This is a genomic window from Mucilaginibacter sp. cycad4 (assembly GCF_034263275.1).
Lineage (GTDB): Bacteria > Bacteroidota > Bacteroidia > Sphingobacteriales > Sphingobacteriaceae > Mucilaginibacter.
Genome location: NZ_CP139559.1, coordinates 6,541,170 through 6,555,821, shown reverse-complemented (window position 1 = coordinate 6,555,821; position 14,652 = coordinate 6,541,170). Strand labels below are relative to the sequence as shown.

Sequence of the window (14,652 nt, the reverse complement as noted above, 5' to 3'; positions counted from 1 at the left end):
TGATAAAGCTAATTTAAAATTTATTAAATAAATGCCCTACGCCTGTAAAAAACAGGATATATTAATTGTTCAGCCCTCGGTAATGCGCCAAATAAAAACCATTTTTGCATATGCCGCTTGATCTGATACTTAATAATCTGGAAAAACATATCCATTTAACCCGTGAAGAACAGGAAATCTTTAAAGACTTTCTGCAACCAAAAAAAGTAAAGCGTAAGCAATTTTTGCTCACTTACGGCGAGGTATGCAAGTATTCGGCTTTCGTAACAGCCGGATGTTTACGGGGATATACGGTAGATAAAAGCGGTATCGAACACGTGTTGAGCTTTGCCCCTGCAGATTGGTGGATAGCCGATATGTACAGCCTGATTTCGCAAAAGCCGGGGATCCAGAATATCGAAGCGCTGGAAGATACAGATGTGCTGCTGCTTTCAAAAGCAAACCAGGAGAAGTTGTATATGCAGATTCCTAAGTTTGAGCACTTTTTCAGGATCCTGACCGAAAACTCATTGGTAGCCAGCCAGCAACGCCTGATTGACAGTCTGAGTCTTACCGCCGAGGAGCGTTATAATAACTTTTGTAAACGTTATCCTACCCTCATCGATCATCTGCCTCAAAAACAAATAGCCTCATACATAGGCGTAACCCCCGAATTTTTCAGCCGGATGAAGGGTGAGATGGTGAGGAAAAAGTAAGTGAACGGTTGATTGAGTTGATTAGGTGAATGGTTCTAAGCTATTCAACTACTTAACCATTCACTTAATCAACCACTCTCCAATTTCTTAACCTACATCAAGTGCCGTCAAACCACGCTCCCTTAAATTTGCATTATAATTTAAAGGAAGCACACAATGGCACAAACCGTTTTACATAAAGCTAACACCCGCGGACATGCAGACCACGGATGGCTGCACAGTTACCAATCATTTAGTTTTGCAGGTTACTATAATCCGCAACGGATGAACTTTGGCGCGTTGAGGGTGCTGAACGATGATACCGTCGACCCGGGGATGGGTTTCGGCAAACATCCGCACGATAATATGGAAATCATTTCCATTCCGCTGGAAGGCGACCTGGAGCACAAGGACAGCATGAACAATGTGGCCGTAATAAAAAACGGTGATATCCAGGCGATGAGTGCCGGCACCGGAATTTTTCATAGCGAATACAACTTTGACCGTACCAGCGAAGTTAAATTTTTACAGATCTGGATTTATCCCAATAAAAGGAACGTTGAACCGCGTTATGATCAGATCTCATTAAATCTTGAAGACAGGCACAATAAATTACAGCAGGTATTATCTCCAAATCCGGATGATGCCGGCGTATGGATCCACCAGGATGCGTGGTTCCATTTGGGTAAATTCGATAAAGGTGTAAGTACCGAATATAACATCAAGAAAGAAGGCAACGGAGTTTATGCGTTTATTTTAAACGGAGAAGTAAATATCAACGGCGAAACATTGAGCAGCCGGGATGCTTTAGGTATTTGGGACACCGACAAATTCACTATTGAAGCAGGTACTGATGCCGAATTTTTACTGATAGATGTGCCGATGAAATTTTAAGATCATGGAAAAGATTCAGATATTGGTAATTGGCCGGCACCCAGAAATATTAGCCACGGTAGTGAGATTAGTGAATAATAATCCCGACTGGAACGCAACCGGCTGCCTCAGCGATGAGGAAGCCATTGCGGCGTTCTCAATGCAGGACTTTAAATTGGTACTGATGGGAGGCGGAGTTGATGAAATTTCGGAAGGTAAATTGAGAGAATATTTCTGTGCCGAAAAGCCCGGTATCAAAATAGCTCAGCATTTTGGCGGAGGTAGCGGGTTGTTAAGTGCCGAGATTTTTGAGGCGTTGGATGGATAGCCATTTTTATTAATCCCCACCGCTACAACCTGAAGATGAGCAGCCCGAACAACCACTGCCACAGCCGCTATGCCCGCCGCAACCTGAATGGCCCCCGCTATGACAGCCGCTCCCCGAATGATCCGAATGATCACTGTGATGCCCGGAATGAAAATTTCCGTCGGTACCGCAGGTTGCTGGATGGCAGCTCCCGTCGCCCTTATCATCCCTATTCCGCCCTTCCTTCTTATAGCTAAACGCAGCGATAAGTATAAAAGCCCCTAAAAAGATCAGCGCAAAGATCTCATTGTCGGATGCCTGTATAAATATAAGCCCGGTTATTACTACCGTTGATGCCATACCAATGGTTTTACTGATCCCAGGCTTACGAACAAGCCAGTACCTGTTCATATTTACCCGTTGAAAGTTGATCTCAGAAAATCGCGTTTGGTTAGTAGGCCATATATCAGTTGGCGGAGAACCTGCAAAGCTCTCTTCATATAATTTATGAGTACCTGTATAAAATCCATCATATTTCAAAGCTTCACTATTACCCCCTTTAGTCGGATTATGATGAATTTCTTTACCAAGTGTGTCGCGGCAGAGATCTATCCAGTACGACTTTGTAAAAGTTAAATGCAGGTGCCAGGCCTGGTCAACCGCATCAGAAGGGGTAACCCCAGTTTCAGCTACGCAACAAAGGAAGATAAAACGTTTATATTCTGTGATCACCCGATTGGTATAGTCCTTGCTCCAAGTATTCTCACGCCCCAGCCGTTCTGAAAATTTAAAAACAGCATCCGGATCATCTATTTGAAAGTCCAGGATCTTTTGCCAAAGTGCAGCTTGTTCGGCTGTAAGCATATGTTTAGGTATATAGCTTAAATTTAGCAAAATAATATCAAATGAGAAATTAGGACACCACTCTGGATTTTGGATCCTTATTTATGCTTGTAAGATAAAAATTGGGTTGTCATGGGGAGCTTACGAAAAGGCCGTTAACGCAAAAAGCCTTAGGGATTAGCTAAGGCTTTTGCAATGTTGCACCATTAAAGGTGATAAAGGTTGGCACCGACCTACTCTCCCACGTTTTACCGCAGTACCATCGGCTCTGGCGGGCTTGACTTCTCTGTTCGGAATGGGAAGAGGTAGACACCGCCGATATAGGCACCTGAATATTTTTAAGTTAGTGGTTGATTGGGTGAGTGGTGAGTGGTTCTTGTATGGTGTATAGCTTTTAAACTACTCACCTAATGAACCTAATCAACTATTCACCCCCATTAACATGACATATTATTGAAAGAAGTACTTGATTGAAGAGAAAACAACAGCTTTTGTTGTTTATCTGTTTGTTTTGTTTCAGATGAGTGATCGCTTTGGTTTTTTATTTGTGTAGTCTTGCAACCACTCTCCTAATCAACTTAATCAACCACTCACCTTAATCCGTCACGAAGAAAGCTTCGGGCAATTAGTATTACTCGGCTATGATGTCACCACCTTTATACCTGTAACCTATCAACGTAGTAGTCTCCTACGACCCTCAATGGAAGTCTCATCTTGTGGCTAGTTTCGCACTTAGATGCTTTCAGCGCTTATCTATTCCCAACGTAGCTACTCTGCAGTACACCTGGCGGCATAACAGATTCACCAGAGGTTAGTCCAACCCGGTCCTCTCGTACTAAGGTCAGCCCCACTCAAACTTCCTGCGCCCACAACAGATAGGGACCGAACTGTCTCGCGACGTTCTGAACCCAGCTCGCGTGCCACTTTAATGAGCGAACAGCTCAACCCTTGGGACCTTCTCCAGCCCCAGGATGTGACGAGCCGACATCGAGGTGCCAAACCTCCCCGTCGATATGAGCTCTTGGGGGAGATCAGCCTGTTATCCCCAGCGTACCTTTTATCCTTTGAGCGATGGCCCTTCCATGCAGAACCACCGGATCACTATATCCGTCTTTCGACCCAGCTCGACTTGTCTGTCTCACTGTCAAGCAAGCTTTTGCTATTGCACTCCGCGTACGGTTACCAAGCGTACTGAGCTTACCTTTGAAAGCCTCCGTTACCTTTTTGGAGGCGACCACCCCAGTCAAACTACCCGCCAAACAATGTTCTCCGCTTTGCAGAGTTAGACACCAAATACAGAAAGGGTGGTATTTCAACGTTGACTAAATGACTCCTGGCGAAGCCACATCACAGTCTCCCACCTATCCTACACATCCTGTATCCGATATCAATGTTAAGCTATAGTGAAGGTGCATGGGGTCTTTCCGTCCCGTTGCGGGTAACCGGCGTCTTCACCGATACCACAATTTCACCGAGCTCATGGCTGAGACAGCGCCCAGATCGTTACACCATTCGTGCAGGTCGGAACTTACCCGACAAGGAATTTCGCTACCTTAGGACCGTTATAGTTACGGCCGCCGTTTACTGGGGCTTCGATTCAATGCTTCGCCTTGCGACTAACATCCCCTCTTAACCTTCCAGCACCGGGCAGGTGTCAGGCCTTATACGTCATCTTGCGATTTTGCAAAGCCATGTGTTTTTGTTAAACAGTCGCCTGGGCCTTTTCACTGCGGCTGCCATTGCTGACAGCGCCCCTTCTCCCGAAGTTACAGGGCCATTTTGCCGAGTTCCTTAGCCATGATTCACTCGAGCACCTTAGGATTCTCTCCTCGACTACCTGTGTCGGTTTACGGTACGGGTTTTTATTACCTGAAGCTTAGCGGGTTTTCTTGGAAGTCTGATTACCTGAACTATCACATCCCCCGAAGGTTCTGTGTACTATCAGCTTTCAGCAAAACATGCGTACTTAACTACACGTCTTATACCTACAGCCTTTAACGAACTATTCCGTCAGTTCGCGTCAGTGTCACTACTCCGTCACCGCATCGCAGTAATAAAAAGTACTGGAATATTAACCAGTTGTCCATCGGCTACGCCTGTCGGCTTCACCTTAGGCCCCGACTAACCCTGATCCGATTAGCGTTGATCAGGAAACCTTAGTCTTTCGGTGGGCGGGTTTCTCTCCCGCCTTATCGTTACTTATGCCTACATTTGCTTTTCTATTCCCTCCACAGTCAGTTACCTTCCTGCTTCTCCGACAAATAGAATGCTCCCCTACCAGTGCATTTACATGCAATCCATAGCTTCGGTATACTGCTTGATGCCCGTTTATTATCCATGCCCGATCGCTCGACTAGTGAGCTGTTACGCACTCTTTAAATGAATGGCTGCTTCCAAGCCAACATCCTAGCTGTCTGTGCAATCGGACCTCGTTAGTTCAACTTAGCAATAATTTAGGGACCTTAGCTGATGGTCTGGGTTCTTTCCCTCTCGGCCATGGACCTTAGCACCCATAGCCTCACTCCAGCGTATATTATAAAGCATTCGGAGTTTATCTGGATTTGGTAGGATTTGACTCCCCCGCACCCAATTAGTAGCTCTACCTCTTTATAACTCAACCGCCAGGCTGTTCCTAAAAACATTTCGGGGAGTACGAGCTATTTCCCAGTTTGATTAGCCTTTCACCCCTACCCACAAGTCATCCGGAAACTTTTCAACGTTTATCGGTTCGGTCCTCCAGTACCTGTTACGGCACCTTCAACCTGCCCATGGGTAGATCACAAGGTTTCGCGTCTACCTCCCCTGACTATACGCCCTTTTCAGACTCGCTTTCGCTTCGGATCCGTGTCTTAAACACTTAACCTTGCCAGGGAAGAGTAACTCGTAGGCTCATTATGCAAAAGGCACGCCGTCACCCGTTGCCAGGCTCCGACCGCTTGTAAGTACACGGTTTCAGGTTCTATTTCACTCCCCTGTTCGGGGTTCTTTTCACCTTTCCCTCACGGTACTGGTTCACTATCGGTCTCTCAGGAGTATTTAGCCTTACCGGATGGTGCCGGCAAATTCCCACAAGGCGTCTCCGACCTCGCGGTACTCAGGATACCACTATCCTACTATTCATTACCCGTACGCAGCTCTCATGCTCTATGGCCGGGTTTCCCACCCCGTTCCGGTTCTGTTTAATATTCATGTTGTGGTCCTACAACCCCTGCTATGCCGTAACATAACAGGTTTGGGCTTCTTCCATTTCGCTCGCCACTACTCTGGAAATCACTATTGTTTTCTCTTCCTCTGCTTACTTAGATGTTTCAGTTCGGCAGGTTAGCGCATTTATGCAATTAGTCTTCAACTAATTAGGTTTCCCCATTCGGAAATCTGCGGATCAAGTCATATTTGCTGATCCCCGCAGCTTATCGCAGCTTATCACGTCCTTCTTCGCCTCTGAGAGCCAAGGCATCCCCCGTGTACCCTTTCTTACTTTCTTCTACTCATGCGCCTTTTGCGCCGCATGGTATGTCTTTATTTTAGATAATTGTTTGTTAGCGTCAAGAGATCAGGAATCAAGAACCAGGACCGAAGTCTTGTCTCTTTTTTCTTGCAATCTTGCCTCTGAGCAAACAACGTCTCTATCTGTTGTTTTCTCTTGTTTCAATTACTTCTTCCAATATGTCAAAGAACGTTTTGATCCTCCGTCATTCTTTCATTTAGTCACTACGTCATTTTTCAATGACTCAATGACCAGATGACTTAATGACTTCCGGTTCAATGTGGAGAATAACGGATTCGAACCGTTGACCCCCTGCGTGCAAGGCAGGTGCTCTAGCCAGCTGAGCTAATCCCCCCTAAGATGAATTATCGAATTATTGATTTTTTGAATTATTGATTATTTTTCACTCAATAATTCAGTAATTCTATAATTCAATCATCGCCTCTTTTGTAGTCCCGAGCAGATTTGAACTGCTGACCCCTACATTATCAGTGTAGTGCTCTAACCAAGCTGAGCTACAGGACTTTTTTGTATTTCGGATCTCCGATCTTCGATTTTAGATTTTTTTATTCTTCAAATCGTCAATCGTAATCTCTTACAATCCCGCCTCTCAGATGTTATTGCCACTGATGGCTTCATCTTCTGGGTGTTTCCTTTTGCGTGTGTGTTATCAGTATATGACTGCTCATGTTTTGTGATCTTCGCTTTTCAACTACTCACCACTTAACCTAATCAACCATTTAACTAACTTTAAGAAATATCATGCAGCGAACAGTTCTGAGCCACTCAGAGGGCCTGCTCCAGAAAGGAGGTATTCCAGCCACACCTTCCGGTACGGCTACCTTGTTACGACTTAGCCCCAGTTACCGACTTTACCCTAGGACGCTCCTTGCGGTTACGCACTTCAGGCACTTCCAGCTTCCATGGCTTGACGGGCGGTGTGTACAAGGCCCGGGAACGTATTCACCGCGTCATTGCTGATACGCGATTACTAGCGAATCCAACTTCACGGGGTCGAGTTGCAGACCCCGATCCGAACTGTGAATGGCTTTAAGAGATTGGCATCCTGTTGCCAGGTAGCTGCCCTCTGTACCATCCATTGTAGCACGTGTGTAGCCCCGGACGTAAGGGCCATGATGACTTGACGTCGTCCCCTCCTTCCTCTCTATTTGCATAGGCAGTCTGTTTAGAGTCCCCACCTTAAATGCTGGCAACTAAACATAGGGGTTGCGCTCGTTGCGGGACTTAACCCAACACCTCACGGCACGAGCTGACGACAGCCATGCAGCACCTAGTTTCGTGTTCCGAAGAACTGTGACGTCTCTGTCACATTCACTAACTTTCAAGCCCGGGTAAGGTTCCTCGCGTATCATCGAATTAAACCACATGCTCCTCCGCTTGTGCGGGCCCCCGTCAATTCCTTTGAGTTTCACCCTTGCGGGCGTACTCCCCAGGTGGAACACTTAACGCTTTCGCTTAGACGCTGACCGTATATCGCCAACATCGAGTGTTCATCGTTTAGGGCGTGGACTACCAGGGTATCTAATCCTGTTTGATCCCCACGCTTTCGTGCCTCAGCGTCAATCATACTTTAGTAAGCTGCCTTCGCAATTGGTGTTCTGTGACATATCTATGCATTTCACCGCTACTTGTCACATTCCGCCTACCTCAAGTACATTCAAGCTCTTCAGTATCAAGGGCACTGCGATAGTTGAGCTACCGTCTTTCACCCCTGACTTAAAAAGCCGCCTACGCACCCTTTAAACCCAATAAATCCGGATAACGCTTGGATCCTCCGTATTACCGCGGCTGCTGGCACGGAGTTAGCCGATCCTTATTCTCAAGGTACATTCAACTTCTTTCACGAAAGAAGGTTTATTCCCCTGCAAAAGCAGTTTACAACCCGTAGGGCCGTCTTCCTGCACGCGGCATGGCTGGTTCAGACTTCCGTCCATTGACCAATATTCCTTACTGCTGCCTCCCGTAGGAGTCTGGTCCGTGTCTCAGTACCAGTGTGGGGGGTCATCCTCTCAGATCCCCTAAACATCGTAGCCTTGGTATGCCGTTACCACACCAACTAGCTAATGTTGCGCATGCCCATCTTAGTCCTATAAATATTTGATCACAAAGCGATGCCACTTCGTGATGTTATGCGGTCTTAATCTCTCTTTCGAGAGGCTATCCCCCTGACTAAGGTAGGTTACATACGTGTTACGCACCCGTGCGCCACTCTCATCAGGTGCAAGCACCCGAATCCCGTCCGACTTGCATGTATTAGGCCTGCCGCTAGCGTTCATCCTGAGCCAGGATCAAACTCTCCATTGTAAAATGTTTTGTTTTAATCACTGACCCTATTATTAATTAATAGAATCTGTATTATTATCTCTTTATACAGGCTCTCTTTATTTTGTAACTCTTCAGCTCAGTTTAACCTTGGTTAGACTTCGCCTCCCGTTACGCTACATGATTTCCATTTCTTAAAAGAACTTTCCCGCTTCCCTATCCAGTTCAGCTATATAATCTTTCAGTTTTACCTGAGTTGATTTGTCAATTTTTTTAGTGTGGGAATCGCTCCCTTTCACCCTTGATTCCTAAGGCCTAAAACCCTCATCCTCTTTTCTTTAGAAGCTTTTAAACTTCTTCCCCGCTTGGGGCTGCAAAGGTAGAAAACCTTTTCTTCTTTCCAAAATTTTTTTACTTTTTTTATTTTCTAAAAGTTTCGGGGTGTTTATCTTTCTTCTCTTTTCCTTTTCAACACCAATCTTTCTACCCTTTGTATGAACTACCGCTCCCGTTTGAAGCGGCTGCAAAGGTGCGAATTTCATTTTGATTTAGCAAGTGAAAATTTCACTTTTTTAAATCTTTTTTATTCGCCCTTAATTTCAAAAAACAACGCCTCTTTTTCTAAAGCGGTCACAAATGTACGCAGAAAATCAGCTACCAACCAAGATATATTTTCAAATAATTAAACCTGATTTACAACTACCTGTAAATTAAGGCCAAATATATCCGCGAGTGCCCCTATAATTAAGTAAAGACAGGCATTTAGCTAATGTGTATATTTGAAATGTATATGAATGAGCATAATTTCCCTCCGCATTTCATCGCATCATTGAGCGCGGAAAACGGTTTCGACGAAGAAAATTTTGTAAAAGCGCACCAGTTTGAGGATGCTCCAACCTCGATAAGGGTTAATCCTTTTAAACCATCTGCCTTAAAAATCACACAAAATGTACCCTGGTGCGCCAACGGATATTACCTTGAAAGCCGCCCGTCGTTCACATTCGATCCTCTTTTTCATGCCGGCTGCTACTATGTACAGGAAGCGTCATCAATGTTTATTGATCATATTTTTAAAACAATCAACCAAAATAATGATGATGCGATAAAAGTACTTGACCTTTGCGCGGCCCCCGGAGGTAAAAGCACCCTGCTTAATTCGGCCCTACAGCCTGCCGATTTGTTAGTGGCAAACGAGATCATTAAAACCCGTGTACCTATATTAACAGATAATTTGAACCGGTGGGGTACTGCGAATACCATTGTCACCAATAATGATCCTAAAGATTTCAGCAGGTTGAAAAGCTTTTTTGATATCATACTCGTTGATGCCCCCTGCTCGGGCTCGGGCATGTTCCGAAAAGATCCGGATGCGATGAACGAATGGTCGGAAGGGAACGTGAACCTTTGCCATCAGCGACAGGAACGCATACTTGCCGATATTTACCCGGCCTTAAAAGAGGACGGCTACCTTATATATAGTACCTGCTCGTACTCACATCAGGAAAACGAGGACATCCTGGACTGGCTTTGCACCGAGTTTGAGCTGGAAAGCGTTCGCATAGCTATTGATAAAGACTGGGGAATTGTAGAAACACAATCGCCGGAGAAAAAAGCCTGGGGGTACCGTTTTTATCCGGGCAAAGTAAAAGGCGAGGGCTTATTTGCCTCCTGTCTGCGTAAAAAAGAAAACAGCGGCGATCTGGCATCCTTTAAAAACAACGCCCAGCAAAAACTGCCGGGTAAGGAGCTTGACCAGGTACGCTCATATATTAATAATCCCGACGATTTTTATTATTTTAAGGTAAATGACAACTGGATGGCTATTAACCGCACACATAAAGAAAGCCTTAATATATTACAGCGCCATCTTTATATTAAAAAATCGGGGGTAATTATCGGTAAGCTTGCCGGTAAGGACCTAATCCCCGATCACGAACTGGCACTAAGCCTAATTGTTAATAAAGCTGCTGTTTTGGAAACTTCATTAGATAAAGACCAGGCTATCCAATACCTGCGCCGGGATAATATAGAACTGACCACAACAGATAAGGGCTGGACACTCATGACCTATGAAGGGCATCCGCTTGGCTGGGCCAAACTATTGCCAAACCGCATCAATAATTATTATCCTAAAGAAATAAGGATCCTATCGACGCATCCTCCAAGGGAATGGTAACATATATTATAACACAGCACGAATTAAAGTTCACGCAAAGACGCTAAGCCGCAAAGTTTTGAAAACATTTCCTCTTGCGTCTCCACGTCTTTGCGTGAAAATCAAATGCTATAATAAAGAACCTTATTGCTTACTGAAATTTAAACCCTAAACCAATTTGCCAAACCTGGTTACGATAGTTAGGCAGGTCCTGATCGGCATAAGGACGGTTTTCACCAAGGTCGATATTATAACGGCCGCGAATCTCTACATTTCGGTTAATGTCAAAGCTTACGCCTACTACACCCGCTACGTAGCTATGATCGGCATCATTGTCGATATGATCAACACTGGTGCCCAAGCCACTTTCGTAAGTGTTTTTTGTTGACGTTAAAAAGGTAAGCTGCGGACCAACCAGCAGATTAAAGCCCCGTACCACCCTAAATTTAGCCAGCAAAGGCACATCGATATAATTGGTGCGCTGTGTAAATTTCCCGTCCCGGTCATTTACCTCATATCCTTTTTGCGAAAACAATACTTCGGGAGCAAATGATAGCGGGTAGATAATAGGTACATCAAAGGTTAAACCCGCATGCCACCCGGCAAGTGAACTTGAACTGTAATTGCTGTTATAAGCATCAACCGTGTTTGAAACGTTTAAACCTACTGCCAACCCAACTTTGGGGGTGTAAAAATCATCATAACGGCGTTGGGGCTGGGACCTTTCAACAACCCGGCGGGGCGGGCGGCGGTGGCGCGGACCATAATAATATCCCTGCGCGCTAACTGTACCAACGGTAAACAGGCATATCGCCAAAAAAAGTAATTTTTTCATCGTCTTTCTCTGTTTTAAATAAGTGGCAGGAAAAGCCATTGGCCAATTAATTTACCGGTTGCCGCCGGCCTTCCCCTGTATGTATGTTAATAACGTGATAGATTAATAAAAAACGCAAAGGTTTATTAACGGTTTAATTTTTGTGATAGTTGTAACATCATTTTCATCAAAAATTCAGAATAACGCTACATTTGACCTATGCAAGCTTCTAAAACCCGCATTTTTTATCCGCTAATTATCATCTTCACATTTTTTACCGCCGATGTTTTTGCACAAAAAGAGAGTTACATCCAGCTGTTAGGTAAACAAAACCGCTGGGTCGACTCGGTGTATCATAAAATGAGCCGCAAGCAGCGGATTGCACAATTACTATTTGTTCGGGCACATACCAATAAAGGGAAAGCCTATGAGGATTCGGTTGGACAGGTAATTAAAGAGCAGCAATTGGGGGGCGTTGTATTTTTTCAGGGCGGACCAGTGCGCCAGGCCAATCTTATTAATAAGTATCAAAAATTGGCCAAAGTACCTTTAATTATAACAATGGACGGTGAATGGGGTTTGGGTATGCGCCTCGACTCTACTATATCCTATCCTTATCAAATGACCCTTGGCGCCATACAGGATAATAACCTGATATACAAAATGGGACAACAGGTGGCTTATGATTTTAAGCGACTGGGCATGCAGATGAACCTTGGGCCGGATATGGATGTGAACAACAACCCTAACAATCCAGTCATCAATTACCGCTCTTTTGGCGATAACATGTATAACGTGGCCAAAAAAGGTATTGCTTATTTTAAAGGGATGCAGGATGCAGGCCTACTCACTTCGGCCAAGCATTTTCCGGGACATGGCGATACCAATGTTGATTCGCATTTTGATTTGCCGCTGCTGCCTTATAGTCGGGGCCGGTTAGACTCATTAGAGATGTACCCGTTCCGGGAGGCTATCAATGCTGGTATCAGCGGCGTAATGATCGCTCATATGAGTATTCCTTCGTTAGATAATACGCCTAAACTCCCCTCAACCCTCTCCCGCCCTATTATTACCGGTATTTTAAAAGATTCGCTGAAGTTTAAAGGCCTGGTGATTTCAGACGCCATGGAAATGAAAGGGGTAACCAAATATTTCCCCAACGGCGAGGCCGATGTAAGGGCATTTATCGCAGGCAACGATATCATTGAATTATCTGAAAACTCCGACCGGGCCATCGGCTTGATCCGTAAGGCTGTTAGGCACGGCAGCGTTAGTGCTGTTGAGTTTGAAACGCGGATCAAAAAGATTTTGGCTGCCAAATACTGGGCAGGGCTTAATCAATATAAACCAACATCGACCGTTAACTTAAGCCAGGATATTAACAGCGACGCCGCCAAAGCACTGGTACAACAACTAAGCGATGCCGCCGTTACACAATTGAGGAACAATAACGCAAAGCTTAATCCATTTTTAAAAACAGCCATAGTGAGTATAGGCGTAAGCTCACCAACGGTTTTCCAGATGGAGGTTGTAAAAAGCTTCCCGAACAGCCGCATATTTATAGTTAATAAAGATGCACCGGCCCTTGAAGTTACCAATATCCTTAACTGGCTTAAACAGTATCAGCAAATAATTGTGGGCATACATGATACCCGGCTGCGCCCCCAAAGCAAGCTTGATTACAGCAGCGATGTAAAACTGATGATTACCGACCTGGCATCGCGAAAAAACACAGCGTTCAGTGTGTTTGCCAACGCTTATACCATAGCGGGCCTGCCGGGGCTTGAAAAAGCAGGGAGCCTGATGGTTTGTTACCAGATGTCGCCCGAGTTACAACAGTCGGCAGCGAAAGTGCTTAGTGGTAGGTTAAAGCCTACGGGTAAATTGCCGGTTAGTGTGAATGCGTTTTTCCCTACAGGGACGGGGTTATAGTTAAAGATTAGAGACTGGAGGTTAGAGATTAGGTGCGTCGAGGTTACAATATTTTAACAGGCCATAACTGTTATTTAAATTGGCTTTCTGTTAATATCCGTTTACTCTTCATAACGTTAAGCAGGTATTTTGCCTCGGGCTCATAAAGATCTTCTCCAAAGCAGAAGTTTCGCATGCCATAGTCGAATGCAATAGTTCCCCTTTCTTTATTTCTGTAATAAAATATGAACCAGTGTTTCCGGTCGGATTCTGAATCCACTTCCCTGATCCTGAACTCTCTGCACTCGTTAAGGTCATAAACTTTTTCACGGGTAAACAGATCATTTTTCCGGCTGATACTGAAAGTGCCCATCCCAATTTCAATAATCTCTTCACCCCAAAATAGCCAGATAATCGTTTTTACAGTCATAATTCCGCCAAGGGTCCAACCGCTTATCCAAAAGATCATAAAACCACGACCAAAATCGCTTGAGGGATGCAAAAGTTCATCGATAGCAGACGATCCGATATACCCCCATACAGCCAGCGAAAAACATATATATACTAAAAAGAGATAATTACGTTTTGCCGGAATAGTGATTTTGAGATAGTCGAAATTATCCTCAACTACCGCCCTGCCCTGATAAGGTTTTTCCATGGTTTTTATAATTCGATTTAAAATATGCCGGAGCGTTTTAATCTGCTATAAATCCCCTATTCTTTATTATATTGAGTATATATCGTCCCTCGGCGGCGGCAATCCCACTCCCAAACTTTACATCTTTCATGCCGTAATCAAATATAATAAGCCCGGTACTGGCAGAAACCAGCGGAGCAAATAAAACCAAGGGAGTGCCAAATGGATAAGGCAGGCTCTCCTGTACCCTAAAATTAATGCATTCCTGTAAATTGTAAGTTTTGGGTTTTCTAAAAAACAGGCTTGGCCGCTCTATATAAATGGCTTCGTCACTCACTTCAATAATTTCTTTTCCTTTCAGTATTAACCAAAGCGCCCTAAAAACAAAAACGTATGGCATTAACATAATACCGAATGGCAATAATATAATGGGCTGAGTTATAATTTCGCTCATTCCAAAACAAATAACCACAATCCCTACACTCAGGTTTAACAACAAAAAGCCTATAAAAAAAAGAGTAGCGAAATTCCGCTTTACCGGAATAGTTATTTTGACTGATGCAGGCCCATCTTCAACTATCGCCCTGCCTTGATAAGGTTTTTCCATGGTTAATATTATAGCCTAAATATCTTATTTATTATCCTGTTTGCAAATGCGGCGCCAACCT

10 protein-coding genes, 2 tRNA genes and 3 rRNA genes are annotated in these 14,652 nt (G+C 44.5%); 5 read left to right on the top strand and 10 right to left on the bottom strand.

From position 1 onward, the window contains the following. The first annotated feature begins 110 nt into the window (after positions 1 to 110). From SNE26_RS27125 to SNE26_RS27115, 3 genes are all read left to right on the top strand, one after another. A complete protein-coding gene (locus SNE26_RS27125) occupies positions 111 to 695 on the top strand; it encodes a Crp/Fnr family transcriptional regulator (protein WP_321556967.1) in 585 nt (194 codons plus the stop codon). 156 nt (positions 696 to 851) lie between these two features. Next, complete coding sequence (locus SNE26_RS27120) at positions 852 to 1,568, top strand: pirin family protein (protein ID WP_321556966.1); 717 nt, start codon at positions 852 to 854, stop codon at positions 1,566 to 1,568. 4 nt (positions 1,569 to 1,572) lie between these two features. Further along, a complete protein-coding gene (locus SNE26_RS27115; RefSeq protein WP_321556965.1) occupies positions 1,573 to 1,875 on the top strand; it encodes a hypothetical protein in 303 nt (100 codons plus the stop codon). Positions 1,876 to 1,884: 9 nt separating this feature from the next. On the opposite strand, the gene SNE26_RS27110 is transcribed toward SNE26_RS27115, so the two are convergent. The 7 genes from SNE26_RS27110 to SNE26_RS27080 form a co-directional block, all read right to left on the bottom strand. Then, complete coding sequence (locus tag SNE26_RS27110; protein ID WP_321556964.1) at positions 1,885 to 2,718, bottom strand: hypothetical protein; 834 nt, start codon at positions 2,716 to 2,718, stop codon at positions 1,885 to 1,887. Between the two features lie 199 nt (positions 2,719 to 2,917). Then, a 5S ribosomal RNA gene (rrf, locus tag SNE26_RS27105) occupies positions 2,918 to 3,029 on the bottom strand. 273 nt (positions 3,030 to 3,302) lie between these two features. After that, positions 3,303 to 6,182 (bottom strand): 23S ribosomal RNA (locus SNE26_RS27100). A 283-nt stretch (positions 6,183 to 6,465) separates the two neighbouring features. Further along, positions 6,466 to 6,539 (bottom strand) — tRNA-Ala (locus SNE26_RS27095). Between the two features lie 95 nt (positions 6,540 to 6,634). Continuing rightward, a tRNA-Ile gene (locus tag SNE26_RS27090) sits at positions 6,635 to 6,709 on the bottom strand. 279 nt (positions 6,710 to 6,988) lie between these two features. After that, positions 6,989 to 8,509 (bottom strand): 16S ribosomal RNA (locus tag SNE26_RS27085). Together the 16S, 23S and 5S rRNA genes with 2 tRNA genes alongside form the textbook arrangement of a ribosomal RNA operon. A 296-nt stretch (positions 8,510 to 8,805) precedes the next feature. Next, positions 8,806 to 9,009 carry a hypothetical protein gene (locus SNE26_RS27080; protein ID WP_321556963.1) on the bottom strand — a complete coding sequence of 68 codons (204 nt, stop codon included), beginning with the start codon at positions 9,007 to 9,009 and terminating at the stop codon, positions 8,806 to 8,808. A 227-nt stretch (positions 9,010 to 9,236) separates the two neighbouring features. Between SNE26_RS27080 and SNE26_RS27075 the strand changes: the two genes are divergently transcribed. Continuing rightward, positions 9,237 to 10,643, top strand: coding sequence for an RNA methyltransferase (locus SNE26_RS27075; protein WP_321556962.1), 1,407 nt, complete (start codon positions 9,237 to 9,239; stop codon positions 10,641 to 10,643). A 130-nt stretch (positions 10,644 to 10,773) separates the two neighbouring features. Here the strand turns inward: SNE26_RS27075 and SNE26_RS27070 are convergent, their stop codons facing one another. Beyond that, positions 10,774 to 11,457 carry a porin family protein gene (locus SNE26_RS27070; RefSeq protein ID WP_321556961.1) on the bottom strand — a complete coding sequence of 228 codons (684 nt, stop codon included), beginning with the start codon at positions 11,455 to 11,457 and terminating at the stop codon, positions 10,774 to 10,776. Between the two features lie 198 nt (positions 11,458 to 11,655). Here SNE26_RS27070 and SNE26_RS27065 point away from each other — a divergent pair, with 198 nt between their 5' ends. Then, a complete protein-coding gene (locus tag SNE26_RS27065) occupies positions 11,656 to 13,368 on the top strand; it encodes a glycoside hydrolase family 3 N-terminal domain-containing protein (protein ID WP_321556960.1) in 1,713 nt (570 codons plus the stop codon). A gap of 70 nt (positions 13,369 to 13,438) precedes the next feature. On the opposite strand, the gene SNE26_RS27060 is transcribed toward SNE26_RS27065, so the two are convergent. Both SNE26_RS27060 and SNE26_RS27055 read right to left on the bottom strand, forming a co-directional pair. Further along, positions 13,439 to 14,005, bottom strand: a complete 567-nt coding sequence (locus SNE26_RS27060; RefSeq protein ID WP_321556959.1) for a hypothetical protein — start codon at positions 14,003 to 14,005, stop codon at positions 13,439 to 13,441. A 37-nt stretch (positions 14,006 to 14,042) separates the two neighbouring features. Then, positions 14,043 to 14,591 carry a hypothetical protein gene (locus SNE26_RS27055; protein WP_321556958.1) on the bottom strand — a complete coding sequence of 183 codons (549 nt, stop codon included), beginning with the start codon at positions 14,589 to 14,591 and terminating at the stop codon, positions 14,043 to 14,045. Positions 14,592 to 14,652 lie beyond the last annotated feature (61 nt).